Origin of the sequence: Streptomyces sp. NPDC085596 (genome assembly GCF_044541565.1) — a bacterium.
Lineage (GTDB): Bacteria > Actinomycetota > Actinomycetes > Streptomycetales > Streptomycetaceae > Streptomyces.
Window position 1 is genome coordinate 92,695 of sequence record NZ_JBITTC010000002.1, and the last position, 25,590, is coordinate 118,284.

The following is a 25,590-nucleotide window of genomic DNA, read 5'->3' on the forward strand; positions in this document are numbered from 1 at the left end:
GTCCGGACGACAGACCTAGGAGCGGCCCGCGAGCGGACGCGACTGGGACACCGGAAGGCCGTCCGCGACGGGCGACCAGACGCCCTCGCCGTCCACGACGAGCGCGTCGCCCGCATAGGGAACGCCCCGGGTGCGGGCGAGTTCGGCGGCCAGCGGGGCGAAGGAGGCCGGGGACATGTAGCCGCTGTAGTCGAAGTCCGCGGAGCGGCGGGCCCGGATACCGGGGCTGTCGACCATGCCGGAGGGCAGCGCCTGCACGAAGACAGTTCGCGCGGGGTCGGTCTCCTGGGAGACCGACCGGATCAGGGAGTCGGCCGCCGCCTTGGTGGCCGCGTAGCCGGACCGGTTGGGCCCCGCGTTGTAGACGACCTCCGAGGAGATGTGCAGGAAGAGGCCGGGTCCGGCCTCGCGGAGCGCGGGCAGCGCCGCGCGCAGGGTCCAGGACAGGCCGTGGACGTTGATCGCGAACTGGTCCAGCCAGTCGGCCTCGCTGACCTGGGTGAACGGCTCGCGCGTGGCCGTGAAGTAGACCGCGGAGTAGCAGGCCAGGTCGACCTGTTCGGGAATGCCCGCGCGCAGGGCCTCCTTGGCCTGCTCGGGGTCACGGAAGTCGAGGTGGTGCCAGACGAGGCGGTCACCGCCGTCCCCGGCGGGGCGGCTGCGGCTGAACACGTGGGTCTCGATCCCGAGGGCGGCCCAGGCGTCCGCGACGCCGCGCCCGATACCGGTCGATCCGCCGACCACCACCGCCCGCCGGACAGGGCGCGCGGCACTCACGCGCCCACCAGAGTGCCGGCCGGGAGGTGCCGGACCGCTTCGTGGGCCTGGCGCAGCACGCGGGTCGCCGCCTCCAGTTCCGCGGGTTCGACGTCGTTGACAAACCGGTGGCGTCCGATGCCGACCGGCAGCGGCAGCCTCTGCTGGCCGTCGCGGTGGCGCACGGTGTCGCGCAGCGCCTCCTCCAGCAGGCCCCGGTCCTCCAGCACGTCGCTCCACAAGGGCAGTCCGAGCGCGCGGATGACGGCGAAGATCCGGCCGGCCTCCTCCTGGCTGACGTCGCCCCGCAGCGTGCCCAGCGCCGTGGTGAGCGCCATGTCGATCACCACGGCCTCGCCGTGCAGCAGTTCGGGGAGCGCGTGCATCTCGATGGTCGGGCTGAAGGTGTGCCCGTAGTCCACGCAGCGCTCCAGCGCGGACTCCCACAGGTTGGGCTGCAACTCCTCCAGCATGAGGTGGATGGAGTCGGCGAAGATGGCATCGGCCGCCCGGGCCAGGGTGCCGGTGGAACCCTGGAAGCGGTCCGCGCGCACCGCCGGGCCGTGCGTCTCGAGCAGGGTGAAGAGATCCTCCGAGCGGATGAGCGCCATCTTGAGGATCTCGGCGAGGCCGTTGCTGATGTGCCGCAGGTCCAGGCTGCGCAGGAAGGAGCGGTCGAGGAAGGTGACCTTGGCCGGCGCGTAGGTGCCCAACCGGTTCTTGCCGCTGCTGTAGTTGACCCCGGTCTTGACCCCGACCCCCGCGTCGACCAGCCCGATCAGCGTGGTGGGTATGCGGATGTAGGGGGTTCCCCGGCGGTAGAGGCTGGCCGCGAAACCGACGACGTCGGTGAGCACGCCGCCGCCGATGGCGATGACCGGCTCGCGGCGCCGGTCGATGCCGAAGTCGTTCATCGCGTCGACGACCCGGGACACCGCGTCCCACTGCTTCACGGTCTCGTCGGCGCGCAGGACAAGCACCGTGATCCGCACGTCGTGGAAGGCGAAGTACTCGCGGATTCGCGCGCCGTGGAGCTTCTCCACGTTCTCGTCGATGACGACGAGTCGCCGCTCCCCGGCCCTCAGCGGAGCCTCCGGGCAGCCGTCCAGCAGGTCGGTGTTGTGCGTCGAGAAGAGGTGGTCGGAGCCGACCACGTGGTAGCGGACCTGGCGCACGGCTTCGACCGTCCAGGCCGGGCCGTCGTCCATGGCCAGGCGAAGCCCCTGGGTGAACTGAGTACCGCTCTGCATGTCCCCTCCGAATGTCGGGCGCTACATGACTGAACACGTGACATCTCTGCCAGCACTGTGTTCACTATAGTAGCAGCCAAGCCGGTTGGGTGACGTATGTGTTAACATCACGAACCTAGGACGCCTCTGAGGGCATAAGACGAGGGCTCAGCGTGCATCCGTCAGATCGAGTGGCGCCATGTCCGGTCCGGCGCCACCCATGAGCCGCCGGATCTTCGGGAGGTCGATCCCCCATGGCCACGCTGGCAGAACGCCTGAACGCCTGGTTCGCCGATGCCGCCACCGCCGACACCGTGGGACGTCTACGGGAACCGACGACGTCGGAGGTCGCCCAGGCGATCTCCCGGGACCCCGGTCACGACATCACGATCTCCCGGAGCTATCTCACGGCGCTGCGCAACGGATCGCAGACCAACCCGACCGTCAGCGTGCTCTCGGCGATCGTGCGCTACTTCCAGTCCCGGGAGATGACGCTGCCGGTGTCGGTGAGCGCGCTGATCTCCGAGACGCCCCAGCCCGCCGCCGGGGAGGAGAAGGACGAGTGGGCGGAGGCGCTGTCCGACCGGCAGGTGCGTTCGATCGCGATGCGCGCCGGCCAGCTCACCCCGGAACTGCGTGAGCAACTTCTGTCGATCATGGACGTGCTGGACGCCCCGGGCAGGTCAGCGGGGCCCGCGCGTGAGGAGGGAGACGCGTGAGGAGGGAGACGCGTGAAGGCTGTCGGCATGACGAGGACCGGCGGACCGGAGGTCCTGGAAGTCCTGGAGCTGCCCGAGCCGCAGGCGGGAGACGACCTTGTGATCAAGACGGCCGCGGCTGCCGTCAATCCGGTCGACCTGGCGACCCGTTCGGGACTGATACCCACCAAGCTGCCCGCGGTGCTCGGCTGGGACCTGGCGGGCACCGTCGCGCACGCCCCCGCAGGCTCCGGTTTCCGTACCGGTGACCGCGTCCTGGCGATGACCGCCCAACTCGGCACGGGTGTGGGCAGCATGGCCGAGTACGTGGCCTTCGGTGCCGAGCACGTGGCGCGGGTCCCGGACGGGATGTCGCTCACCGACGCCGCCGCGCTGCCGCTGGCGGGCGTGACCGCGGTGCAGTTGCTCCGCGGCACCCCTGACCGCCGTGGGAAGCGCATCCTGCTGATCGGGGCCCAGGGCGGCGTCGGCGGCCACCTCGCGGCCCGCCTACTCGGCGAGGCGTCGGCCGTGACCGATCTCCTGGTCCGCCCCGCCGACCGGGCCGAGTGGCAGGAGCTGCGGTCCGGACTCCCGGCTGACGGCGCGGTGTTGACCGATCCCGCGCACATCGCGGCCGGAACCTACGACATCGTCATCGACGCCGCCGGCGCGCCGGACCTGTTCGACGCGGTACGGCCGCAGGGCGCCTTCCTGACCATCACCCCGTTCAGCGCGCCGACCCCGCCCGACCGCCCGGACGTCGCGTACACACTGGTCGGCGTGGAGATGGACCGGGACGACCTGACGGCCGTGGCCGATGCCGCGGCCCGGGGCACCGCTCCGCACCCGGAGGTCACGGTGCTCCCCTTCGAGGAGGCGGCCGAAGCCCACCGGCGGCTGGAGCGCGGCGGCTTCCGCGGCAAGCTGGTCCTGGTCCCCTGACCGCATCGGATCGGCGGCGCGGGCCGGTCAGGGCGTCACATGGGCCCGTCGTCGATGACGAGGCTTCCGTACATGGACGGCTGCCACGGCTCGGCGAGTCCGTGGCGTTGCGCCCGGCGCTGGATCAGCATCGCCTCGTGCATGAGCGTGGACGCGACTATCTCGGCGTCCCGCTCGTCGCGGTCGGAGTAGCAGCTGCGCGTCTGCGGCAGCTCGGGGCGCTCCCCGGCGAGGTCGTAGGCGACGATGTGGCCGACCTCGTGCAGGATGATGTGGGCCTGGTGCGCCTCGGTGGTGTTGGCCTGGTAGACGATGACGTCCCCGTGCCGGCGGGAGAGCAGTACGCCGAAGGGCCCGTCGGCCGGCAGTTCCCACTTCTGCAACGTGATGGGGATGCCGCGGTGTTCGGCGAGCAGTTCGCACAACTCGGCCACCCTGAGCGGCAGCGGAGGCGCGAGCCGGCGGATCAGCCGACGGCTGTGCGATGTCAGTTCGGCGTCCCGTCGCCGGTCAACGGCGTTGGAAAGTCCGCGCCTTCGCCGGAACGGTCTGCTGAACACCTGGCCCCCTCTGCGTCATCACACCCTATGGGAAGCCGGAGGACGCGTCGTTGAGTCGGAATCGGCCCCTGGTCAAGTTAGACGCAACCGGAGCGCCTGAGAATGGCGCACATCACACTTGCGGAACCCGCTCCCCTGAGAGGTCGCGGGACGGCGGCGGGGATGGACGCTAGGGACCGCCGCGCATTACGGTGATCGCCGAGTGAACCCGGCGAACAGACCCTCGTATGAATCGTTTTGGTGTCCGACGCTCATGCGGTGTGACGACTGTGGTCGGCTCACATCACTGAGGGAGGGGAGCGAACCGGTGATCAATCAGTGCATCACGCCCCGGAGAAGCGGGGAGCGGGCAGGACCGGCCGCCGACGCGTCGGCCTCGCCCTTCGACCTGGAAAGCGTCGTGGCGGCGGCACGACGGGGCGGCGGTGGCGCGGACGTCACCACGCGGCCCCGCTTCCTCGCCGCCTTCCGGCGACTGACCGCCTCCCTGGCCGACGAGGCGGACCTGAGCCCCGAGGGGGTCGCCGTCGCGCGCCGTCGCCTCGTCTCGTCGCTCGCCCGGCAGACGAGGGTGCGCGAGCTGATCGAGACGGGCCAGGTCGATCCCGAACCGCACGGGAACGACGTCGTGTTCGTCGTAGGACTTCCCGGCACCGGGCTCAGCTCGCTGCGGCGCATGCTCAGCCATCATCCGGCCTTCAACATCCCCACGCTCAGGGAGATCCTCTCCCCCACGACGGACCGGGGAGCCTGGGCGGACACCGGCGTCCTACAGGACGACCCGTTCGAGCACGCCCTGTGGGCAAGGCTGGGGGAGCACGGCAGCCATCGCACGCCGACGCTGGAAGCCCCTTCCAGCGATCATCTCCTGCAGCCATCCAGTCTGTGACCGCCCCGACCCTCTTGGCAGAACCTCACCTGCCCTCCAACCGCAGCCCCCTGCCGTACGCGGCTGAGAGTTGTCCCGCAAAGATCAGGAAGCCCTCCCACCGCGACCCCCGGGCGCCCACGGCCGCCGAAACTGCATGCCGACAAGGGCTACGACTACGATCACGTGCGTAGATGGCTCCGCGGGCGTGGAATCCACCACCGCATCGCTGGCAAAGGTGTCGGCCCCGGATGGACTGATCCCGCTCACCTGCAACGAGATCCAGCGACTGTTCAGTTCGGCCACCGACCCGCTGGGTCATACCACGCCTACGAGTACAACGGCGCCGAGCACGGCCGAACTCCTCTTCCACTTCGAGATCATGGGGCAGGCCAGCGCCACGGCCGATCTGCTCCACGTCCGTGATCGGCTGCAGGGGAGACGGCTTCCACCCCGTCGTTTCCTGGATGCAACCGCCAGGCGCCGATCTCGCGGGGCAGCCGGACGCGGGCCTCCAGGATGTCGCCGGTCAGACCTCGAAGCCGTCGTGATGCCGAGCAAGGGTTGCCGCCGCGCCGCGTCCATGCCGGACAGCACTACTGAAGTTGAAAGCGTGATGTCGGTGGTCAGTCGTCCATGATCAGGCCGGTCTCGGCGAGACAGCCGTCGGCAAGGGCCGGGCGGTACTGAATCCGCTTGAGTCGGCGTTTGACGGCGCTGGTGATCTGGCTCAAGTCGGCGGCGGCAAGGTTTCCGATGTCCCGCTTGACGAGTGACCAGATGCCCTCGGTGGGGTTGAGGTTCGGTGCGTAGACGGGCAGTTGGAACACGGTGAGCCACTCGGCGTTCGCCTCATGCCCGCCATCAACACCCGCCCGAAACCGCGGCCCCCGCCCAACCGGGGTCTGGCCGATCCTGCCCCAGGTCCTAGCGCGCGGCGGAGTCAGTGACTGCCCGGCCTCGTCCTCAAAGACGATCCAGGCCACGCGCTCCGCCGCATGCTCTTACCCGCGGCCAGGTGTCCTTCCTCCAGACCTCGACTGCCTCGTCGTCGCGCTCGATGGCTCGGCGGGCGAGCTGCTGCCACGACCAACCGTGACGCTTGAGCAACCGTCAGGTGCCCTCGACCGTGCAGGATACGTAAGCGTCGGCCGATCAGCGTCTTGATTCGCGCCAGCGTCCACCGTTGGTCCGCCCAGCCGTGGGCGAGTGGGCAGCGCTCCAACTCCCGCTCCAGCCTGGCGACCTAGCGCGCGCTGAGCTTCGACCTTCCCGGCGAGCCCTGCGAGAGCAGCCCCGCCTCACCCTGCTCACGCCAGGCACTGCACCATCGCTCCACCGACCGGACGCTCACCCGCAGCGAGACAGCGACCTCCGCGTTCTTCTGCCCGGCCTCGAAGCAGTCCACGGCCTGCAGCCGCAATCGCTCCCGCTTGGCCCTCTCGGCGTCGGTCAGCCCGCCGCCCTGCGCATATCTCACGCCCCAGGACTACTGGGTGCCGGCAGGCGACGTTCCCCGAATGGCGCAGACGTCACCCGGCCAACGTCCGTTCCCTTGGCCAGCTCCCACAGGTGCACGGAAGTCCCGTCCTTCGAGATCGTGTACCACCTGCCGCCCCCAGCTGTGCGCGGGCCCGGCGACTGGAAGGGGGTAGGAGATCTTGCCAAGCAGGTCCATTCCGTTGACCTCGACCAGCCAGTGACGGACCGATCCATACCGGACATCGCACTCGGAGGTGCCGGCAACCACGGTGTCCTCGTCCATGAAGGCAGCTTCGAAGTCCCAGTAGACCCTGTCACCGGCGGTGTTCCGCGGGTGTGTGGGCACGGCATCCGCGGCGTCCAGTTTCCGAATGACCTTCGAGCCGTGCTCCACCTGGTGGAGCGAGAGCGACCACTGCCCGAGGGAACACTCAGCAGCCGCCGACCAGACGGGCTCACTGCCAGCAGGATCCGCTCGATGCCGATCTGCTCGGCGGTCAACTGCTGCCCATCCCACCGTCCCCACAGCACTGGCGACCCGTCTTCGCCCTCACCGAGACGCAGCCCCATCTGTGAAGGGTCCGGGTGAGACGTGTGCTCGGAGCTGGAGGCCACGGTCCCGGTGGTCATACGTCCCACGACCCTTCCGCCCACGGCGTCCAGGACCACCCAAAGTTCCTGGTCCTCCTCCCTGTTCCCGTCACTGGCCAGCGGCCCGCGGACGTGTGCCCAAACGAGCTTGCCGTCCGCGCTGACGGCTGCCGAGCCGCTGTCCGCGTAGAAGTGGTCCTCGTCGTCCCGCGTACTCGTCGAACGACGCATGCAGCAAAGGACAGCCGCCCCAGCAGCCGTGCCGCACTTCCCACCACGTCGCACCGGTCGCCTCCACCGACCGCACTGCGTGCACGCCAGCGTCAGGCTCGTCAACATCGAGCACCACCACCTCAACGTCGCCGCGCTGCACCACGAGCGTGCGGTTCGGCCAGCACAGCACCCGCGGAGCCCCCGCTGACGCTGGGTCCAGCGGAGCAGTGGTGGTGGCGATGAGGCGAGCGGCAATGGTCACGGTTTCTTCCAGCCACAAACGACGGACGACGCGGAGGGCCTGACAGCCCAACCCTATGGGCAACACCAACCCCACCGAGCGGACCCCGTGACGCGTCGCTGAGGTCGCCTCCGGCAGACCGACATCACGCTTTCAAGTTCAATACCTGCGAAGTCGCCAGATCAAGCAGACCATCCCCGAACCGAAGGACCAGCGGCCCAACCGCACAAGGCGTGGAAGCAAGGGTGGCTGGCCCCCGGTTTCGACATTGAGATCTACAAACGCCGCAACGAGGTCGAGCGAACGATCAACCGGCTCAAGAATTCCCGTGCCATCGTCACCCGCTATGCCAAAAGGGCCTACGTCTTCCACGGCACCGTCACCGTCGCCGGACTTCGGCCCTGGCTCTGCCGTGATATGCGCCCTGCACCTGATTGCGCCCGGAACTGTGAGTGGGCTGATCACCCCTATCGTCCCGCCGAAGCCCGGCCGGACGAGGTCGACTAGCAGAGCGCGAGATCTGGCGCATGGAATGGACTCATGGGCACAGCCTCCCTTTCCCGGCACTCAGGTCCCGATTCGGTCGCTTCCCCGCCGCCCCACGAAAAGAGCAGCCGTCGACGACAGGAGCCGTGTGAGACCTCCTGAGACTTGCCACTGCGTCAATGGACATGACAGCAAGCATCGGAATGACCGCCTACCGCCGTCCGACGCGCCGGCAGCATAGCCCGGAAACACCGGTTACCCAAACCGGTGTTTCCGGAGACGATTGATGCACCACCGGAGCGCCTGAGCACGACCACACATCGAAGCACCGGCGACCGAAACTCGCCACTACCTGGCGACAATCCGCCGCACGTTCTCCGAACTTTTATCCGTGTCTGGACTCTTCCGTACATCCGTCTAGCGTTCCGTACTCCCCGGAGAATAGCCACACTTGCCCAACGAACCAATAGCAACCATTACCAACGTCGCATCGCATAGCGAGAAGGAGTTTACAGCTGACCCTGCTGCTGCACAGCAGCATGCCGTCTCACCGGACAGTCGAGCGCCTCTCCTCACCAGCGCCTGGCATTCGACCAGTGACCTCGCTGCGTACTTGAGAATCGACGCCTCAACCCTGCGCCGCTGGCGCACCGCCCAGCCTCCCCAGGGGCCGCCATTCGTTTCGGTCTCGGAGCGCGTCGTCATTTACAGCGCCCTTGACATCGAAGAATGGCTGCGCGACCGACGTACGGTCCCGACCGAGGGGCTTAATGGCCGATAAGACCAACGTTCCTGCCGGTGTTCGGCTCTCGACCGACATCGAGTACCGACCTGACCGCCCGACGCCGTATCGGGCGCGTGTCCGCTGGACCGATCCGACCAGCAAGCGCCGCCAATCACTGTCCGAGGGAAAGGACAGCGAAGACGAGGCTCAGGAATGGCTCCAGGCCATCATCGAGGCCGCAGAGGCCGGCCTGAGTCCGTCGCTGGCCACCATGAAGCTCGCCGAATACGGCGAAGCAAACATGGCCCTCGCCCTGCGCGGCCTGGAGTTGAAAACGCTGGACCCGTACTTGTCGGGGTGGCGGATGCGTGTCGTTCCCGCCCTGGGCCACCTCCCGGTGCGGATGATCACCAATGGCGTCGTCGACCGCACCGTGCAGAACTGGATAGTGGATCTGGACCGTGCGGCGCCAGACCACACCCGCTCCCGGCGGACTGACCGACAAGGGCACCAAGGGAAAGCGGGCCCGCAAGGTCCCCATCGTCGAGGAGATCCGTCCCCTCGTCGCTCAGCGCGTCCTGTCCGCCGGACCCAATCCCGATGCCCGCCTGTTCACCGGCCCGCGCGGCGGACGCATCTCCACCGCCGTCCTGCGCGACGCCACACACTGGGACGACGTGGTCACCAACCTCGGCTACGAGCACCTGCGCCGCCACGATCTCCGGCACACCGGCCTGACCTGGTTCGCCGACGCCGGAGTCCAAGTACACGTCCTGCGACGCATCGCCGGCCACGGATCGCTGACCACCACCCAGCGCTACCTGCACCCCGACGTACACAAGATCACGGCCGCCGGGGCGGCGCGCTGCGCACACCTCAGCGCGCTGCGCGCACCTCGTTCCCTGCCGAGCCCGATCGTCATGACCCGCTGAATCCGATCAAGTACGCCGGTCCCCAACTGGTCCCCAAGAATGACCAAGGGCCGGTTTCGGATTTCTCCGAAACCGGCCCTGAGCTGCGACTCTCACGAGTCGGGACGACAGGATTTGAACCTGCGACCCCTTGACCCCCAGTCAAGTGCGCTACCAAGCTGCGCCACGTCCCGATGCGATCTCGGCGGAGTGTTCCGCGTGATCACGCAGGTCAACCCTACCGCACCCGCACTGGTGCCCGTACCGGCGTGTCACTTGATGAGTGCGTTGGCGATGACCACGACGAAGCCGAGCAAGGCGTCCGCGAGGCCGATGAGGATCGCGGCCGGCCAGCTGCGGGCGGCCCAGCGGGCGGTGATCAGGCCGAGGGTGAAGAGGATGGCGATGTTGAGGTAGAGCGCGGGGTACTCGACCTCGCCCGGCGGCCACCACCCCCACCCCGCGCCGGCCAGCAGGAACACGGTCGGCAGTACGGCCGCCACGAGCGGCCACTCGTCGCGCAGGGCGCGCAGCACCTCGCCGCGGCGCCGGGGGCCGCGCTCGGCGACGTGGTGGGCGTAGCCGTGGGCGAGGGCCGAGGCGAACGCGGTGACCAGCACCCACAGGGCGTCGTAGCGGCGGCTGGCCGCGGAGCCGTGCCCGTGCTGGGTGAGCGCGGCGACCAGGGAGCTGGCCAGGACGGCGCCGTACACCCCGCCGAACAGGACCGACTCACGGGTGTCGCGCCGCCGCCGGGGTGCGCCGGTCTGCGCCGTCGGGTCAGCAGCCATGCCTCCCACGATCACCCGGAGCCCGAGCCCCCGCACGCCGGTGTGCACCGGTCGGGGGCGTGCACCAGGGTTGACACCCGGCATTTGTCCGCACAAAGGTGGGCCCGGCAGATGTGGATCTGGTCCGGAGAAGGGCTGTCATGGTGGATGCGCTGGGTGTCGCCGTCGTCGGTTTCGGCTGGATGGGCCGGGTGCACACCCAGGCGTACGCCCGCCTCCCGCACCACTACCCCCGGCTCCCCCTGCGCCCCGAGCTGGTGACCGTCGCCGAGGAGGTTCCGGGGCGGGCGGAGGAGGCGGCCGAGCAGTACGGTTTCGCCACCGCCACCCGCGACTGGCGCGAGGTCGCCGCCGACCCCCGCGTGCACGCCGTCAGCATCACCGCGCCGAACTTCCTGCACCGCGAGATCGGCGTGGCCATGGCGGAGGCGGGCAAGCACATCTGGATCGAGAAGCCGGTCGGGCTGAGCGGCGCGGACGCCCGCGCGGTCGCGGACGCGGTCGCCCAGACGGGCGTCCAGGGCGCGGTCGGCTTCAACTACCGCAACGCGCCCGCCGTGGAGGCCGCCCGCGAGCTGATCGCCTCGGGCGGGATCGGCCGTGTCACCCACGCCCGCGTCCGGCTGTTCAGCGACTACGCGGCCCACCCGGACGGTGCCCTGACCTGGCGGTACGAGCGGGACCGGGGCGGCAGCGGGGTGCTGGGCGACCTGGCCTCGCACGGCGCCGATCTCGCCCACTTCCTGCTCGGGGACATCGCGTCGCTGGCCGCCGACACGGCGGTGTTCGTCCCGGAGCGCTCCCGGCCCACCGGCGCCACCGCCGGGCACACCCTCGCGGCGGGCGGCGAGCGCGGCCCGGTCGAGAACGAGGACTACGTCAGCTGCCTGCTGCGCTTCGCCTCCGGCGCCCGTGGCGTGCTGGAGGCGTGCCGGGTCTCGGTCGGCGAGCAGAACAACTACGGCTTCGAGGTGCACGGCACCGAGGGCGCGGTGTTCTGGGACTTCCGCCGGCTGAACGAACTCCGCGTCAGCCGGGGCGGCACGTACCAGGACCAGCCGGTGAGCACGGTGTACGTCGGTCCGGGCGACGGCGAGTTCGCCGCGTTCCAGCCCGGCGCGGCCAACGCGATGGGCTACGACGACCTGAAGGTCATCGAGGCGTACCGGTTCCTGCGCTCGATCGCGGAGGGCAAGCCGTACGGCGCCACGCTCGCGGACGCGGTGCGCGCGGCCGGTGTGCTGGACGCGATGGCGGTGTCGGCCGAGGGACGGGGGTGGGTCGACCTGCCGGTGAGCTGAAGCGCGGGCCCCTGTCACAGCACGAGCGAGGAGCACTTGAGCACATGCGTATCGGAATTCTCGGCCTCGGCCGCATCGGCGCCTTCCACGCCGAGACCCTGTCCGCGCTGGACGCCATCACTTCCCTCGTCGTCGCCGACCCGGTAGCGGACGCGGCGAAGGCGGCCGCCGAGCGGTACGGGGCCCAGGTCGCGGACTCACCGGAGGCACTGCTCGCGGCCGGGGTGGACGGGCTGGTGATCGCGGCCGCCACCGACGCGCACCCGGAGCTGATCCGGGCCGGGGTCGCGGCGGGCGTGCCGGTGTTCTGCGAGAAGCCGGTGGCCCGCACGATCGCGGAGGGCGTGGCCGTGCTGGAGGCCGTGCGGGACAGCGGGGTGCCGATCCAGATCGGCTTCAACCGCCGCTTCGACGCGGGCTTCATGGCCGCGCGGGCCGCCGTCCGCTCCGGCGAGCTGGGCAAGCTGCACACCGTGCGCTCCACCACCCTGGACCCGGCGCCGCCGCCCGCCGCGTACGTCGCAGCCTCCGGCGGCATCTTCCGGGACTGCTCGGTGCACGACTTCGACATGATCCGCTGGGTGACCGGCCGCGAGGTGACCGAGGTGTACGCGGTCGGCGGCAACCGGGGTGCGGCGTACATCGGGCAGGCGGGCGACGCGGACACCACGGGGGCGATCCTCACGCTGGACGACGGCACGATCGCGGTGGTGTCCAACTCCCGCCACAACGCGCGGGGTCACGACGTACGCATGGAGCTGCTCGGGTTCGAGGACTCCCTCGCGGTCGGCCTGGACGACCGGCTGCCGATCCGCTCGGCCGAGCCTGGAGTCACCTTCCCCTCGGGCACCCCGCACGACTTCTTCATGGACCGCTTCACCGACGCCTACCGTGCCGAACTCACCGCGTTCGCCGAGGTGGTGAGCGGTGCCCGGCCCTCCCCCTGCACGGTCGAGGAGGCGCTGGAGGCGGGCTGGATCGCGGAGGCGTGCACCCGCTCGCTGCGCGAACACCGGCCGGTGACACTGGCGGAGGTCCGCACCGGCTGAGGGCGCCCGCAACGCCGTCCGCGAGCGGGGTCGGAATGCGCGGCTCCGGCCACGCCCGGGCGGCGGTGTACTCAGCGGTCGACGGCCGGCACCATGTCCAGCCCCGTCTCCCGCATGATCCGGGCCACCGTGTCCACCAGAGCGCTGCTCGCGTCGATGACGGTCTCGATCTTGCTGGGGAGCAGGTCCCGCTCCCGGTACCAGTCGCGCAGGTGGTCGTCGGTGACGTGGGACAGGTAGGTCGCGTCGCCCTTCGTCACATGCCGAGCCAGCGTCTCCTGCAGCGGCACGTCCAGGTAGTAGCAGCGGGAGACGCCCCGGTGCTCGCGCACCAGGTCCTCCAGCATCGCGGCGTACCGGTCGGCGTACAGGATGCCCTCGACGACCGTGTGGAACCCGGCGTCCAGCGCGTAGCGGGCCGTCATGCCGATCAGGCCGATGTTGGCCGCGCCGGGGCGGTCATGTTCGCGGAGTACATCGCGGCGGAGGTTGTCCTGCCCCACGATGGCGAGGTTGCGGCCGAACCGTTCGCGCAGCCCGGCCGCGGTCGAGGACTTCCCCGAGGCGCTGTTGCCCCGCAGGACGATCAGCCGGGTCTCTTCGGTTCCCACCGTCACGACGGGCAGGATAGCGATGTCACCGTGACGGCTCAGGGTGCGGTCATTCGGCCCTCAGGTCCGGCTCGTCCGGCAGCCCCGCCACATCCACCCCTCGCACCTGCGCCAACTCGTGCTTGAGTGCCGTGAGTTCCGTGCCGCCCGCCATGTGGTCGGTGAGGTCCTCCAGGGTGATGTCGCCGCGTGCCGCGCTGAGTTCGAGGGTGCCGAGGCGGAGGACGGTGAAGTGGTCGCCGACCATGTAGGCGTGGTGGGGGTTGTGGGTGATGAAGATGACGCCGAGACCCCGGTCACGGGCGGCGGCGATGTACTTGAGGACCACCCCGGACTGCTTGACGCCGAGCGCGGCGGTCGGCTCGTCCAGGATCAGCACGCGGGCGCCGAAGTGGACGGCGCGGGCGATGGCCACGCACTGGCGCTGGCCGCCGGAGAGGGTACCGATGGGCTGTTCCAGGTCGTCCAGGACGATGCCCATCTCGCGTAGTTCGCGGTCGGCGGTCTCCTTCATGCGGGCGATGTCCAGGCGACGCAACGGCCAGGGGCCCTTGGTGAGTTCGGAGCCGAGGAAGAAGTTCCGCCACACCGGCATGAGCGGGATGGTGGCGAGGTCCTGGTAGACGGCCGCGATGCCCTTGGCCAGGGCGTCGCGCGGGCTGTCGAAGCTCACCGGCTCGCCGTCCACGAGGAATTCGCCCTCGGTGTGCCGGTGCAGGCCCGAAATGATTTTGATCAGGGTGGACTTGCCCGCGCCGTTGTCGCCGAGGACGCAGGTGACCCGTCCGGCGTGGACGGTCAGGTCGACGCCGTGCAGGGCGCGTACATTGCCGTACGACTTGCCCGCGTCGCGCAACTCCACCAGTGGAGCGGTGTCTTGGCCGGTCATCGCATTCACCTCCGGGTCGCCGTGCGCTGGACCCACAGATTGATCAGGACGGCGCCGAGCAGCATCACACCGAGGAACGCCTTGAACCAGTCGGGGTTCCAGCCCGCGAAGACGATGCCCTGGTTGACCATGCCGAACATGAACGCGCCGAAGACCGGCCCGATCGCGGAGCCCGAGCCGCCGGTCAGCAGACAGCCGCCGATCACCGCGGCCGCGATGTAGATCAGCTCCTGGCCCACGCCCTCACCGGACTGCACGGTGTTGAACGCGAACAGGTTGTGCATGCCGACGAACCACGCGCCGAAGCTCACCAGCATGAACAGCGTGATCTTGGTGAAGTCCACCCGGACGCCGACCGCACGGGCGCTCTCCTTGCTTCCGCCGGCCGCGAAGATCCAGTTGCCGTACTTGGTGCGCAGCAGCACCCAGGTGGCGAGCGCGGCGAAGACCAGCCAGTAGAAGACGGTGATCTTCACCTGGACTCCCCCGATGTCGACCGAGGACGCGAAGACCGCCTTGGCCTGGGCGAAGCCGTCCATGTCGCTGATGTCGTCGGTGGCGACGTTGCCGGTGACCAGCTTGGTCACGGCGAGGTTGACGCCCTGGAGGATCAGGAAGGTGCCGAGGGTGACCAGGAAGCTGGGCAGCCCGGTGCGCACCACCATCCAGCCGTTGAAGGCGCCGATGGCCAGGGAGAGGACGAGGGAGACGAGGACGCCGGTCCAGACGTTCACCGTGAGCTGGTAGCTGAGCATGCTCGCGGTGAGCGCGGAGGTGATGACGGCGACGCCGGAGGACAGGTCGAACTCCCCGCCGATCATCAGCAGGGCGACCGGCAGCGCCATGAGCCCGATGGTGGAGCACTGGTAGAGCACGGTGGCCATCGAGTCGCCCTGGCGCAGCGAGGGGGCCGCGATCAGGAAGAAGACCAGGACGGCCACCGCCCCCAGGAACACGCCCACTTCGGGCCGGGCCAGCAGCCGCAGCGCGAGCGGGCGCCCGGCGGTGCGCCCGGCGGCCGGCGCCGGACCGGGAACCGGTGGCGGGGAGGCCGCCGGTTCGGTCTGCTGGGCGGTACTCATCAGCGGGTGCCCTTCGCCGCGAACTCGGCGACCCGGTCGACGTTGGACTTGTCCACGAAGGCCGGACCCGTGAGCACCGGCTGCTCGCCGCCGCCGCTGTAGTTGCCGTTGTTCTTGTACAGCCACAGCGAGTCGATGGCCAAGTAGCCCTGGAGGTAGGGCTGCTGGTCCACCGCGAACTCGATGGTGCCCTTCTTGACGGCGCCCGTGAGGTCCTTGTTGAGGTCGAAGGTGGCGACCTTGGCCTTGCCGCCCGCGTCGGCGACGGACTGCACGGCGGTCAGCGCGAAGGGGGCGCCGAGGGTGACGACGTGGTCGAGGGAGCTGTCCTGCTTCAGCTTGGCGGTGATGGTGGACTGCACGGACGGCCGGTCGGTGCCGTTGACGTACAGCGTCTCGGTCTTGCCGGAGAAGGTCTTCTTCACGCCGTCGCAGCGCTGGGTGAGGCCGACGTTGCCCTGCTCGTGGATCACACACACGATCTTCTTGGCGCCGACCTCGTTCAGCTTCTTGCCGAGCGCCTCGCCCGCGACGCTCTCGTCCTGCCCGAAGAACTGGAGCAGTCCGAGCTTCTTCCAGTCGCTGAGCCCGGAGTTGAGGCCGACCACGGGTATCTTCGCCGCGTTCGCCTTTCCGATGACGTCCTTCAGGGCGTCGGGCTTGGCCAGGGTGACCGCGATGCCGTCCACCTTCTGGTCGACGGCGTTCTGCACCAGGTTGGCCTGGGTGCCCGCGTTGGGGTCGGCGGAGTAGACGAGCTTGATGTTGTCCTTGGCTGCGGCGGCTTCGGCGCCCTTGCGGACGATGTCCCAGAAGGTGTCGCCGGGCGACTGGTGGGTGACCAGCGCGACCGTCATCCGGGGGGTGTCGGCCTTGCCGGCCGGCGCCCCCGATCCTCCCTCCGTCGCCTTCTTCCCGCCGGAACCGCTGGAGCAGCCGGCGAGGGTGAGGGCTGCCGCGGCGGCCACTGCCACGACGGGAGCCAGTCGGCGCGAGCGCGAGCGAGAAGAGCGGTCCATCGTTCCTGCACCTCACTGTGCTGGGGAGGGTGAGCGCTGTTGCGTCGGGACGGGATACAAGTCCCTGTGCCGTCCGCTGTCAATGTTTTGTCCAGACATGCCGACTGGGGCAGGTCAGGATGTAAGCACAAAGGGGTATTTCCCGGTCAGCCGGTGATCGGGGCGAGTCCGGCGAGCACGCGGGCCGCCGGAGCCGGGTCGACCAGCCATTTCAGATGGCTGCCCGCGAGGGTGCGTACGTCGTAGGGGTTGTCCGGGGTCAGCTCGTCGCCCTCGCGGATGAGCCGGTCCTGGAGGGCGAGCGGCATGCTCACGTCGTCGGCGAGGCGTACGTAGGTCTTCGGGACCCGGCCCCAGGTGTCGGCCCGGGCGCGGTCGGCCGCACCGCCCGCGTCGAGGTTCTCGTCGGGCTGGAAGGTGTTGAGGAAGACGAGGAACTCGTCGTCGGTGCCGTCCGCGAGGAAGGCGTCCTTGAGCGCGGCGAGGGCTGCCGGGTCGGCGGTGCGGAAATTGACGCGGAGCAGGCCCAGCTCGGCCGGGTTCCCGGCCAGGGCGAGGGTGAGCGAGGCGGGGTCGACCGTGGCCATCTCCGGCTCGGCGTAGTACTGACCGGCTTCCAGTTCGACCGGGGCCCAGGCCGAGACGTACACCAGCCGGTCGATCAGGTCCGGCCGCGCGTTGGCGGCGGCGGTGGCCGTGATGCCGCCCCGGCTGTGCGAGACGAGGATGACGGGGCCGTTCGCCTTGGCCCGCTCCAGCACCCCGATCAGGTGGGCGGTGTTGTCGGCGAGCGTGACGCCCTTGATCGCGCCGGGCGCGGTGGCGAGCCCCTCGGGGTCCTGCGGTGCCTGGTAGGCGTGCGGGTAGGTCGCTCCGAAGCCGTGGCCGGGCAGGTCGACGGCGACCGAGCGGTGCCCGAGCAGTCCCAGCTCGGCCTGGAGCGGGGCGAAGGAGAAGGAGTTGGCGAAGGCGCCATGTACCAGTACGAACGTCGGCTGCACTCGCTGCTCACTCCCTGTCCACGCGGCTCGTCGTCGGTGGGTCACGGTACGCAGCCGAAGATCACCCGGGCCAGCGGTAGGAGGCGATCCGCTTGTGCAGTTAGCAGGTACGACGAAGCCCGGCGGCCCCTTCCAGGACCGCCGGGCTCCTTCGTGCTCAGGCTTCGGAGCGGCGCCGCCGTCCGGCCATCACGGCGTAGACGAGGATGCCGACGAACAGGAACAGCACGCCCTGGTAGACCGCCGCGTAGCCCGCGCCCGCGACCAGCCAGATGGAGAAGCCCGCGGCGACGGCGGCGATCACCGCGTCACGCACCAGCCGCCGTCCGTCGACCGCGTCGCGGCGGCCGGAGGCGAGGTGGTGGAGCTGCGCGGCCGTGGCCAGCAGGTAGGGGACGGTCGCCGTGAAGGTGGTGACCAGTACCAGGACCTCGAAGACGTGCGCCGAGCCCGCCATGAAGTTGTAGACGGTGAGCAGTGAGGAGAGGACGACCGTGACGCCGACGCCCACGGTCGGCACCCCGCGCCGGCGCCGGGTGAAGGCGGCCGGGAAGAGCCCGTCGCGCGCGGCGGCGTACGGGGTCTGCGCGCTGAGCAGGGTCCAGCCGTTCAGGCAGCCGGTCATCGAGACCAGCGCGGCGAGCGCCACGGCCCAGCCGCCCCAGGTGCCGCCGAACATCGAGTTCACGGCGTCGGAGAACGGCGCGGTCGACTTCACCAGGCTGCTGTGGGAGACGGTGCCGAAGACGGAGACCGTGCCGAGGAGGTAGACGACGGCGGCGCCCACGGTGCCGATCACGGTGGCCCGGCCGACGTTGCGGCGGGCGTCGCGGACCTCGCCGGCGCTGACGGCGGCGGACTCCACGCCGAGGTAGGAGTAGAGCAGCAGGGCGGCGGAGGCGGAGACGGCACCGACCGCGCTGCCCCCGCCCGCGTTGAACGGGCCCAGCTTGGAGGGGTCGAAGAAGAACAGTCCGCCGACCGCCACGAGCAGCAGCGGTACGAACTTCAGCACGGTGGAGACCAGCTGCACGGCGCCGATCCAGCGGGTGCCCGCGAAGTTGGCGAGGGCCGGGAGCCACTGGATGACCAGGGCGGCCAGGCACGCGGTCCAGCGGTGGTGGCTGACCGGGATCAGTACGTCGAGGTAGCCCACGGCGGCGACGGCGAGCGCGGCGTTGGACACCCAGGTGGTGATCCAGTACGCCCAGGCCGCGAGGAACCCGGCGAAGTCGCCGAACGCCTCGCGGGCGTAGACGTACGGGCCGCCGGTGCGCGGGTCGCGCTGGGCGAGCCGGCCGAAGACCAGGGCGAGCGCGATGGCGCCGACCGTGAGGACGCCGAGGGCGACCAGGCTGACCGTGCCGTAGGGGGCGACGGAGGCGGGGAGCAGGAAGATGCCTCCGCCGATGATGTTGCCCATGACCAGGGCGGTGGCGACGGGCAGCCCGAAGCGGCGGGCGTGCTTGTTCGCGTTGCCGCCCGGCTCCTCGGCCGGGGCGCCGAGGGGGCCCGTCGCCGGAGCCGGCGGCGGGGCGGTCCCGGTGACCTGCATGGGTGGGGGTTACCTCTCGCGGAACTGGCCGTGACCGGCACAGAGGGGGACGGGCGGTGACCTGGCTCACGGAAAGGGCCAGGTGAGCGGCCCTCCCGGAGCACCGGGCCGGTCCCTATGGTCGGTGATGCCCCGAGTCGCCGCCAAATCGCCGCTTCTTGTCCCGTCCCGTCCACGTGATCACGCAAAAACCGCGCTTACGGGGCCTTGACACCGACAGATATTCACCCTCTCCTTAGCCCTCCCCTTCGAACCCGCGTCCGGGATCAGGTCGCCGTCGCCGCGGCCGCGGCCCGGCCCGCCTGGCGTCCGGAGAAGAGACAGCCGCCGAGGAAGGTGCCCTCCAGCGAGCGGTAGCCGTGCACTCCCCCGCCGCCGAAGCCCGCGACCTCCCCAGCCGCGTACAGCCCCGGAACCGGCTGGCCGGTGGCGTTCAGCACGCGTCCGGCGAGGTCGGTCTGGAGGCCGCCGAGGGTCTTGCGGGTGAGGACGTTGAGGCGTACGGCGATCAGCGGGCCGGCGGCGGGGTCGAGGATCTTGTGCGCGGGGGCGGTCCGGCTCAGCGAGTCCCCGATGTAGGCGAGGGCGTTGCGGATGCCCATGACCTGCACGTCCTTGGTGTACGGGTTGTCCATCTCCCGGTCGCGGGCCTCGATCTGCCGCTTCAGCCGGGCCAGGTCGATCAGGTTGTCGCCGGTCAGCTTGTTCATCCCGGCGACGAGTTCGGACAGCGACGAGGCGACCACGAAGTCGGCGCCGTTCTTCTTGAACTTCTCGATCGGCTCGGGCGTCTGCCAGATCCGGGACAGCAGCTGCCAGACGTTCTTGTTGGTGAGGTCCGGGTTCTGCTCCGAGCCGGAGAGCGCGAACTCCTTGGCGATGATCTTCTGTGTGGTCACGAACCACGAGTAGTCGTAGCCGGACGCGGTGATCGAGCCGAGGGTGTGCAGGGTGTCGTAGCCGGGGATGTCGGGGGTGCCGAAGCGCTTGCCGGTGGCGTCGAACCACATGGAGGACGGGCCGGGCAGGATGCGGATGCCGTGGCCGGGCCAGATCGGGTCGTAGTTGCGCAGTCCCTCGGTGTAGTGCCACATCCGGTCGGGGTTGACGATGCGGCCGCCCGCCCGCTCGGTGATGGCGAGCATCCGCCCGTCGACGTGCGCGGGCACCCCGGTGACCATGGTCTTGGGCGGCGTCCCGAGCCGGGCGGGCCAGTTCTGGCGTACGAGGTCGTGGTTGGCGCCGATACCGCCGGAGGTGACGACCACGACCGGCGCGCGCAGCTCGAACTCGCCGATCACGGTACGGGAGCTGGGCTTGCCGCGTGCGGCACCGCTGGGTTCGAGGACGGCACCGCGTACGCCGGTCACGACACCTCCGGTGGTGACGATGCCGTCGACCCGGTGCCGGAATCTGAAGGAGACCTTCCCGGCCGCCACCGCCGCCCGCACCTTCTTCTCGAAGGGCTCGACCACGGCGGGTCCGGTGCCCCAGGTGACATGGAAGCGCGGCACCGAGTTGCCGTGTCCGTCCGCGAGGCCCCCGCCGCGCTCGGCCCAGCCCACGATCGGGAACCACTGCACGCCCAGCCCGGCGAGCCAGGACCGCTTCTCGCCGGACGCGAAGTCGACGTACGCCTCAGCCCACTTGTACGCCCAGTGGTCCTGCCCCGCGGGGTCGTCCACGCCCCGGTCGAACCCGGCGCTGCCCAGCCAGTCCTGCCAGGCGAGGTCGCGGGTGTCCTTGACTCCCATCAGCCGCTGTTCGTCGGAGTTGACGAAGAACAGCCCGCCGAACGACCAGAACGCCTGCCCGCCGAGACTGGCCTCCGGCTCCTGGTCCAGCAGCAGCACCTTGCGGCCCGCGGCGGCGAGTTCGGCCGTGGCGACCAGTCCCGCGAGGCCGTGCCCGACGACGATCGCGTCCGCGTCCTGCGACTCCCCGGCGAACGCCGGGACGGCATGGGCGGCCAGCGCGGCCCCGGCGAGCATCCCACCGGTGACGGTGAGAGCGCGGCGACGGGTGATCCCTGTGGGAGCGATGGGGTTGTCCATGGCTGCCTTTCGTCAAAGGGGTACCGGCGGTGCGGGGTGACGAACGAAGGCTGCCGAGGCAGGAAGGACGTGCTGACGGTCGCCGTCGGCAGGTGTTACCGACGGTAGCCCAGGGGGTGCGGGGCGACCAGAGTCGTGCGTCAACTCTGTTGCCGTGTAGGCGAGTTACTGCCTGCGAGGCGGGGTGAAGGTATACAGATCGAGGATGTCCGGCAGCGGGGCGATGCCCGGCCCGCCGTCCCGCACCCAGCCGAGGACGTCCTCGGTGGCGTCCGCGTCGTTGACGAGGCCGAGCCAGACCGGGCGGCCCCCGGCCGCGCGTCCGGCGGCGGAGGGCTGGACGACGATCACATTGGCCTGGTCGCACACGTCGAGACAGTCGGAGATCCGTACGGGCGCGCCCTCGGCGAGCCGGGCGGCCTGCGCGGCATGGTCGACCCCGGTCACCTTGGGGCTTCCGCAGCAGCAGTCCCGGCAAACCACGATCCGACAGGGCACGGGGGCGGGTCGTATCTCGGGCATGCGGTGATCGTCGCATCCGACCTGGCAGAACGTCAGTACCACCCTGGAACGATGATGGACCGCACCCCCGGCCCCGCCTATGCTTCTACACACATGTAGAAGCAGGAACCGAGAAAGCCCGTACGACAAGGGACACTTGGGGGCCGGGCAGCGGTACGGCTCCCCGGCCGAGGCGCGTGCCGTCACCCAGATCGGCGGCGCGGACGGCGACTTGGACAACGACCTGCCGCCGCACGAGTTCGATCTCTGAGACACCGGGGCGGCCGCCCTACAGCGGGGTGGCCGCCTTCAGCACGAGGAACAGCGTCACCGCCGAATTGGCCGAGGACAGCGCCGACATCATCGTGCCGGCCGCCGCCGTCCACGCCGCCACTCCCACGGCCGTGAACAGCGAGGGCCATACGTGGACGGCGGGCGCGGGCCCCAACAGCGCGGCCCCGCGGCGCGGTACGGGGCCCGGGGCCGCGAACCCGGCCAGTACGGGGTTCGCGCGCGGGACCAGCGCCGCGTTGCCGATGGCCCGGGCCACCGTCTGCCGATTGCGCACCACCCCGGCCGCCTCCTCGTCGGCCCACCGCTCCACGGTGTACGACACGGCCGTACGCAGCGGGCGCAGGAACGGGTTGGCCCGCGCGGCCAGTTGGACCAGCAGCAGGCCGCCCGCGCCGATCGGCCATGCCGTCAGGGGGAGCACCAGCGGCAGGAGGACGAACACGCCCATGGGTCTCTCAGCCTTCTCCGTCCGGGCCCAGCTCGCCCAGCAGGTGCCGCAGGAGACGTTCGTCGTCCGGTGCGAGGGAGGTGACGAAGCGGGACAGCACCGCCTCGCGGTCGCTCTCGCCGTCGAGCACCTTGCGCATCCGGTGCGCGGCGAGGCCCGCCTGGTCCGAGACCGGGGTCCACACGAAGGAGCGGCCGGCGCGTTCGCGGGTGACGGCGCCCTTGGCGAGGAGGCGGGTGAGGATGGTGATGACGGTGGTGTAGGCGAGGTCGCCGCCGAGGTGTTCCTGCACCCAGCCGGCGGACGCGGGCGTACGGGCCTCGCGCAGGGCGGAGAGCACCAGCCCCTCCAACTCGCCCTGGCCCCGTCGCCGGGTACGCCGCTGGTCGTTCACGGCCTCTCCTCTCCGCCGTGCGTGGATCGCAGGCCGCCGGCGGGTCAGCTCCGTTCGTCGCGGGGCAGGACGGTGCCCTCGATGACGGTTCCGGAGGCGGGCGGGGCGTCCTGGGTGCGCAGGGCGCGGGCCTCGCTCTTGAAGATGCGGGTGGCCTGACCGGCCGAGCGGACGAGTCCGGGCAGCTTCCGTACGCCGAGGAGGGCGATCAACACGATGAGGAGCAGGGCGACTTCACTCAGGCCGAACATCGGATGCGGTTCCTCCAGCGGGGTGGTGACCGGGACCGGTCGGCCCCGCCCACCATCATTGTCTACATTGCTGTAGAAGTCTCGCGCAGAGGCAGCGCGGGAACAGAAGCAGGGCCCGGCGGCCGCTCCCCCACACTCCCTCAGTGCCCCGAGCCATGCCCGCCGTAGTGACCGCTGATCTGGTCCCGGTACGCCGGGTCGCCCAGATGCTTGTCCTTGTCGAACTCGGGCGCGTCCTTGATCTGCTCCTTGGTCCGCGCCACGTGCACCGTCCGCTCCTCGTGGTCGATCCCCGTGATCGTCCCGGCGGGCAGCAGCACCTCCTTGCCGAAGATCCACACCCCGGTGTCCACGACGATGTACTGCTCCCCCACGTCGTTCGAGTGCTTGTCCACCTTGCCGATGTGCCCGTCGAGCGCCTCGACCTTGTACCCGCTCAGATCAGCGTCCGGCGTGTGCCCGGCGGTCGGGCCATAGCTCCAGATGTTCTCGGCGGTCATAGACGACACCTCCATACTCCAGCCCCAGGAGGTGGATGCGGTCCACATCCGTCTCCCACCAGGGGCTCTACGGGCGGGTGTCCTGCCTGGGAGCGACCAAACCCGACGTCCCTCTTGGGTGTGGTAATCGGCCTAGGGCTCCTCGCGAATCCGCTCGCGTGGCCTCAGCACGGTGAGCCGCTCGGGGGCCAGCGAGGTCCACTGCCCCGTCCCGAACTCCGGCCGAAGCACCCACGTGGCACCGCCGCGCACATCCGTGACGATGCCGCGCCGGCCGGCGTCCTCGTCATGGACCAGATCACCGACCCAGGCCGTACCCTCGCCGCTGCTCACCGTCGCGCCTCCAGCTCGGCCCACACGATCTTTCCCCAATGCCGCTCATCAACGCCCCAACGCGCGGCCAAGGCGGCCACGAGCAGCAGTCCGCGCCCTTCTTCCTCGTCCAACCCCGGTAAGCACGAGACAGGTTGGATGTGGGACAGATCGGCGACAGCGATCCGGACCGCTCGCGGGGCGGTGCGCTCGACGATCACCCGGACGCTCGCCCGACGAGCGTGCCGCACGGCGTTCGACACCAGCTCGGTGACGATCAGGACACCGTCTTCGGCCAGCTCGTCCAGTGCCCAGACCGCCAGCGCTGCCCGCACCAGGCGTCTCGCCACGGCCGCGCTCTCCGGTTGGCGCGGCAGAGTCTCGCTGTAGCCCGGAAAGCCCGTGGAGCGGGCCCGCGTCGTGGGTTGTGGCATGTCGGCCTGCGCTCTCGGGTCGGCGGGGCCTCGGGCCGCGTGGGCGGCAGGCGAGGCAGTGTGCGTTCATGAAATCGGCACGCCGAGAGTGCTGACAGGGACGTTGCGTCCCGCTTTCGCCACGCTATTCGCGGACTCCCAGGGACTCCGCCAACGAGGCCAGTCCCGGTGGGTGGTTGGGGAGGCTCCACAGGTCCCGGACGATGGCCACGGCCAGGGTGTGGTGCTGCATCCATGTGGGGGCCACCCGGCGCAGCGACTCCAGGGTCTTGACCGCGCCGGCCGCGTCGCCGGTGTCGGTGTGGGCGCGGGCCACGTCCAGCAGGAGCCAGGTGCGCCAGGAGGGTGGGGTGTCCTTGCTCAGCCGCATGCCCTTGGCCAGGGCGAGGGCGTCCTGCGGGTGGCCGTACTGGACGGCGAGGCGGACGCGTTCGATGCGGACCGAGGACGGGCTGAAGACGCTGACCATGCGGTTGTCACCGGCCTCGGGAAGCTTGGAGACCCGCGCGGCCTCCTTTTCCGCCGTCTCCATCATCGCCGCCGCCCGCTCGTAGTCACCGCTTCTGGCGGCCGAGGTGGCGGCACTCATGGTCAGCGCGCCCCACACCTTCAGGCCGTCGGCTGTGTCGGTACGGCCCATGTCGGCGGCGGCGCGGAGAGCGATGCTCAGGGCGTCGGCGAGGCGTCCCTGCCGCTGGTACGTCCAGGCCACGGAGTTGACGATCATCGGGACCAGCAGCGGGTCACCGGACTGCCCGGCGGCGCTTATGGCACGCTCCAGGCTCGTCAGGGCGAGGTCCGTCTTGCCCATCCGTACGGCGACGTGCCCGGCGAGCTGAAGTGCCTTGGCCAGAACGGCGAAACCGGCCCTGCGGTCGTCCTCATCCTCCGAGACCGTCGCCGTGCGCGCGTCCGAGATCAGGTCCGGCAGCGCCTTCATCACCGTGTCGAACTCGGCGGAGTGGTACTGCGTCCAGCCGTCCGCGATCTGCTCACGCAGCCGGCCGAGGGAGAAGTCGGCCGTCGGCGGGGCGGTTTCGGGCCCCCACAGCACCGGCATGACCGCACGCCGCATCGCCACGAAACGCGGTCCGTCGTTCTCTCCGGAGGAGACGGCGGGCGGATCGCCCAGCAGCGTGGTCAGCTCCACACCGAGGCCATTGGCCAGCGCATGCAGCGTGGGAAGACGGGCGGAGTGCTTCCGCCCCTGTTCCAACTGGCGGATCACGTCCACGGACACGTCGGAGCGGTCGGCAAGCTCCTCCTGCGTCAGGGACGCCAGCCGCCGCAAGCGGCGCAGGGTCCGCCCCAGATCATCGTTTGCCACCCAGCCACCGTACGCCGCCGCCCCCGCTGGCAGCCCTCGAGACGGTCCCGGAAAACGCGGTCGCTATGTTGAT

26 protein-coding genes, 1 tRNA gene and 5 pseudogenes are annotated in these 25,590 nt (G+C 70.2%); 9 read left to right on the top strand and 23 right to left on the bottom strand.

All coding sequences use genetic code 11. The features are described from left to right. Positions 1 to 15: 15 nt before the first annotated feature. Together ACIGA3_RS05890 and ACIGA3_RS05895 are read right to left on the bottom strand one after the other, a co-directional pair. Positions 16 to 777 carry an SDR family NAD(P)-dependent oxidoreductase gene (locus ACIGA3_RS05890; RefSeq protein WP_399710978.1) on the bottom strand — a complete coding sequence of 254 codons (762 nt, stop codon included), beginning with the start codon at positions 775 to 777 and terminating at the stop codon, positions 16 to 18. Then, positions 774 to 2,006 carry a sedoheptulose 7-phosphate cyclase gene (locus ACIGA3_RS05895; RefSeq protein ID WP_399710980.1) on the bottom strand — a complete coding sequence of 411 codons (1,233 nt, stop codon included), beginning with the start codon at positions 2,004 to 2,006 and terminating at the stop codon, positions 774 to 776. The genes ACIGA3_RS05890 and ACIGA3_RS05895 overlap by 4 nt, the downstream gene beginning before the upstream one ends. 233 nt (positions 2,007 to 2,239) lie before the next feature. On the opposite strand from ACIGA3_RS05895, the gene ACIGA3_RS05900 reads away from it, so the two are divergent. Next, positions 2,240 to 2,704: a hypothetical protein gene (locus ACIGA3_RS05900; RefSeq protein ID WP_399710982.1), complete on the top strand. Its 465-nt coding sequence runs from the start codon at positions 2,240 to 2,242 to the stop codon at positions 2,702 to 2,704. A 27-nt stretch (positions 2,705 to 2,731) separates the two neighbouring features. Further along, positions 2,732 to 3,628, top strand: coding sequence for an NADP-dependent oxidoreductase (locus tag ACIGA3_RS05905; RefSeq protein WP_399710984.1), 897 nt, complete (start codon positions 2,732 to 2,734; stop codon positions 3,626 to 3,628). A gap of 35 nt (positions 3,629 to 3,663) precedes the next feature. Here ACIGA3_RS05905 and ACIGA3_RS05910 read toward each other — a convergent pair whose 3' ends face one another. After that, complete coding sequence (locus tag ACIGA3_RS05910; protein WP_399710986.1) at positions 3,664 to 4,188, bottom strand: hypothetical protein; 525 nt, start codon at positions 4,186 to 4,188, stop codon at positions 3,664 to 3,666. 307 nt (positions 4,189 to 4,495) lie between these two features. Between ACIGA3_RS05910 and ACIGA3_RS05915 the strand changes: the two genes are divergently transcribed. Together ACIGA3_RS05915 and ACIGA3_RS05920 are read left to right on the top strand one after the other, a co-directional pair. Further along, positions 4,496 to 5,077, top strand: coding sequence for a hypothetical protein (locus ACIGA3_RS05915; RefSeq protein ID WP_399710987.1), 582 nt, complete (start codon positions 4,496 to 4,498; stop codon positions 5,075 to 5,077). A gap of 111 nt (positions 5,078 to 5,188) precedes the next feature. Next, positions 5,189 to 5,299: pseudogene (locus ACIGA3_RS05920) on the top strand (IS5/IS1182 family transposase); the annotation flags it as partial. Positions 5,300 to 5,682: 383 nt separating this feature from the next. Here the strand turns inward: ACIGA3_RS05920 and ACIGA3_RS05925 are convergent. The 3 genes from ACIGA3_RS05925 to ACIGA3_RS05935 all read right to left on the bottom strand — a co-directional run bounded on the left by ACIGA3_RS05925 (position 5,683) and on the right by ACIGA3_RS05935 (position 6,536). Then, positions 5,683 to 6,042 carry an IS630 family transposase gene (locus ACIGA3_RS05925; protein WP_399710989.1) on the bottom strand — a complete coding sequence of 120 codons (360 nt, stop codon included), beginning with the start codon at positions 6,040 to 6,042 and terminating at the stop codon, positions 5,683 to 5,685. Then, positions 6,023 to 6,166: a winged helix-turn-helix domain-containing protein gene (locus tag ACIGA3_RS05930; protein ID WP_399710991.1), complete on the bottom strand. Its 144-nt coding sequence runs from the start codon at positions 6,164 to 6,166 to the stop codon at positions 6,023 to 6,025. The genes ACIGA3_RS05925 and ACIGA3_RS05930 overlap by 20 nt, the downstream gene beginning before the upstream one ends. A 136-nt stretch (positions 6,167 to 6,302) precedes the next feature. Next, the gene (locus tag ACIGA3_RS05935) at positions 6,303 to 6,536 is read right to left on the bottom strand and encodes a helix-turn-helix domain-containing protein (protein WP_399710993.1); all 234 of its coding nucleotides are present in this window, start codon (positions 6,534 to 6,536) and stop codon (positions 6,303 to 6,305) included. Positions 6,537 to 7,695: 1,159 nt separating this feature from the next. On the opposite strand from ACIGA3_RS05935, the pseudogene ACIGA3_RS05940 reads away from it, so the two are divergent. Together ACIGA3_RS05940 and ACIGA3_RS05945 are read left to right on the top strand one after the other, a co-directional pair. Next, positions 7,696 to 7,991: pseudogene (locus tag ACIGA3_RS05940) on the top strand (IS5/IS1182 family transposase); the annotation flags it as partial. 848 nt (positions 7,992 to 8,839) lie between these two features. After that, positions 8,840 to 9,725, top strand: a pseudogene (locus ACIGA3_RS05945) (tyrosine-type recombinase/integrase). 99 nt (positions 9,726 to 9,824) lie between these two features. Here the strand turns inward: ACIGA3_RS05945 and ACIGA3_RS05950 are convergent. Then, a tRNA-Pro gene (locus ACIGA3_RS05950) sits at positions 9,825 to 9,898 on the bottom strand. A 78-nt stretch (positions 9,899 to 9,976) separates the two neighbouring features. Continuing rightward, positions 9,977 to 10,495 (bottom strand): hypothetical protein, encoded by a 519-nt coding sequence (locus ACIGA3_RS05955; RefSeq protein ID WP_399710995.1) that lies wholly within the window; start codon positions 10,493 to 10,495, stop codon positions 9,977 to 9,979. Positions 10,496 to 10,635: 140 nt separating this feature from the next. On the opposite strand from ACIGA3_RS05955, the gene ACIGA3_RS05960 reads away from it, so the two are divergent. Beyond that, positions 10,636 to 11,796, top strand: a complete 1,161-nt coding sequence (locus ACIGA3_RS05960; protein WP_399710996.1) for a Gfo/Idh/MocA family protein — start codon at positions 10,636 to 10,638, stop codon at positions 11,794 to 11,796. 44 nt (positions 11,797 to 11,840) lie between these two features. Then, positions 11,841 to 12,845, top strand: a complete 1,005-nt coding sequence (locus ACIGA3_RS05965; protein ID WP_399710998.1) for a Gfo/Idh/MocA family oxidoreductase — start codon at positions 11,841 to 11,843, stop codon at positions 12,843 to 12,845. Between the two features lie 71 nt (positions 12,846 to 12,916). Here the strand turns inward: ACIGA3_RS05965 and ACIGA3_RS05970 are convergent, their stop codons facing one another. The 8 genes from ACIGA3_RS05970 to ACIGA3_RS06005 all read right to left on the bottom strand — a co-directional run bounded on the left by ACIGA3_RS05970 (position 12,917) and on the right by ACIGA3_RS06005 (position 21,578). Next, entirely contained in the window at positions 12,917 to 13,471 is a 555-nt protein-coding gene (locus tag ACIGA3_RS05970) for an AAA family ATPase (protein ID WP_399712431.1), read from the bottom strand. A gap of 34 nt (positions 13,472 to 13,505) precedes the next feature. After that, positions 13,506 to 14,345, bottom strand: a complete 840-nt coding sequence (locus ACIGA3_RS05975; RefSeq protein ID WP_399711000.1) for an ATP-binding cassette domain-containing protein — start codon at positions 14,343 to 14,345, stop codon at positions 13,506 to 13,508. A gap of 5 nt (positions 14,346 to 14,350) precedes the next feature. Then, on the bottom strand, positions 14,351 to 15,427 hold the full coding sequence (locus tag ACIGA3_RS05980; protein ID WP_399711002.1) for an ABC transporter permease: 1,077 nt from the start codon (positions 15,425 to 15,427) through the stop codon (positions 14,351 to 14,353). Continuing rightward, positions 15,427 to 16,446, bottom strand: coding sequence for a sugar ABC transporter substrate-binding protein (locus ACIGA3_RS05985; RefSeq protein ID WP_399711004.1), 1,020 nt, complete (start codon positions 16,444 to 16,446; stop codon positions 15,427 to 15,429). The genes ACIGA3_RS05980 and ACIGA3_RS05985 overlap by 1 nt, the downstream gene beginning before the upstream one ends. Before the next feature lie 146 nt (positions 16,447 to 16,592). After that, positions 16,593 to 17,447: an alpha/beta fold hydrolase gene (locus tag ACIGA3_RS05990; RefSeq protein ID WP_399711005.1), complete on the bottom strand. Its 855-nt coding sequence runs from the start codon at positions 17,445 to 17,447 to the stop codon at positions 16,593 to 16,595. 157 nt (positions 17,448 to 17,604) lie between these two features. Then, positions 17,605 to 19,002, bottom strand: coding sequence for an amino acid permease (locus ACIGA3_RS05995; protein ID WP_399711006.1), 1,398 nt, complete (start codon positions 19,000 to 19,002; stop codon positions 17,605 to 17,607). A gap of 266 nt (positions 19,003 to 19,268) precedes the next feature. Next, entirely contained in the window at positions 19,269 to 21,056 is a 1,788-nt protein-coding gene (locus tag ACIGA3_RS06000) for an FAD-binding dehydrogenase (RefSeq protein ID WP_399711007.1), read from the bottom strand. A 165-nt stretch (positions 21,057 to 21,221) separates the two neighbouring features. Continuing rightward, positions 21,222 to 21,578, bottom strand: a complete 357-nt coding sequence (locus ACIGA3_RS06005) for a (2Fe-2S) ferredoxin domain-containing protein (protein WP_399711008.1) — start codon at positions 21,576 to 21,578, stop codon at positions 21,222 to 21,224. A gap of 163 nt (positions 21,579 to 21,741) precedes the next feature. Between ACIGA3_RS06005 and ACIGA3_RS06010 the strand changes: the two are divergent. Beyond that, positions 21,742 to 21,828 (top strand): annotated as a pseudogene (locus ACIGA3_RS06010) (Tellurite resistance TerB); the annotation flags it as partial. Positions 21,829 to 21,846: 18 nt separating this feature from the next. On the opposite strand, the pseudogene ACIGA3_RS06015 reads toward ACIGA3_RS06010, so the two are convergent. The 7 genes and pseudogenes from ACIGA3_RS06015 to ACIGA3_RS06045 form a co-directional block, all read right to left on the bottom strand. Next, a pseudogene (locus ACIGA3_RS06015) lies at positions 21,847 to 22,233 on the bottom strand (M56 family peptidase); the annotation flags it as partial. Between the two features lie 73 nt (positions 22,234 to 22,306). Then, positions 22,307 to 22,693 carry a BlaI/MecI/CopY family transcriptional regulator gene (locus ACIGA3_RS06020; RefSeq protein WP_399565319.1) on the bottom strand — a complete coding sequence of 129 codons (387 nt, stop codon included), beginning with the start codon at positions 22,691 to 22,693 and terminating at the stop codon, positions 22,307 to 22,309. A gap of 44 nt (positions 22,694 to 22,737) precedes the next feature. After that, entirely contained in the window at positions 22,738 to 22,944 is a 207-nt protein-coding gene (locus ACIGA3_RS06025; protein WP_391293613.1) for a twin-arginine translocase TatA/TatE family subunit, read from the bottom strand. Between the two features lie 140 nt (positions 22,945 to 23,084). Continuing rightward, positions 23,085 to 23,444 carry a PRC-barrel domain containing protein gene (locus ACIGA3_RS06030; protein ID WP_399711009.1) on the bottom strand — a complete coding sequence of 120 codons (360 nt, stop codon included), beginning with the start codon at positions 23,442 to 23,444 and terminating at the stop codon, positions 23,085 to 23,087. 132 nt (positions 23,445 to 23,576) lie between these two features. Beyond that, entirely contained in the window at positions 23,577 to 23,777 is a 201-nt protein-coding gene (locus ACIGA3_RS06035; protein WP_399711011.1) for a hypothetical protein, read from the bottom strand. Next, positions 23,774 to 24,106: an ATP-binding protein gene (locus ACIGA3_RS06040; RefSeq protein WP_399711013.1), complete on the bottom strand. Its 333-nt coding sequence runs from the start codon at positions 24,104 to 24,106 to the stop codon at positions 23,774 to 23,776. The genes ACIGA3_RS06035 and ACIGA3_RS06040 overlap by 4 nt, the downstream gene beginning before the upstream one ends. Positions 24,107 to 24,314: 208 nt before the next feature. After that, a complete protein-coding gene (locus tag ACIGA3_RS06045) occupies positions 24,315 to 25,517 on the bottom strand; it encodes a helix-turn-helix domain-containing protein (protein ID WP_399711015.1) in 1,203 nt (400 codons plus the stop codon). Positions 25,518 to 25,590: the final 73 nt, after the last annotated feature.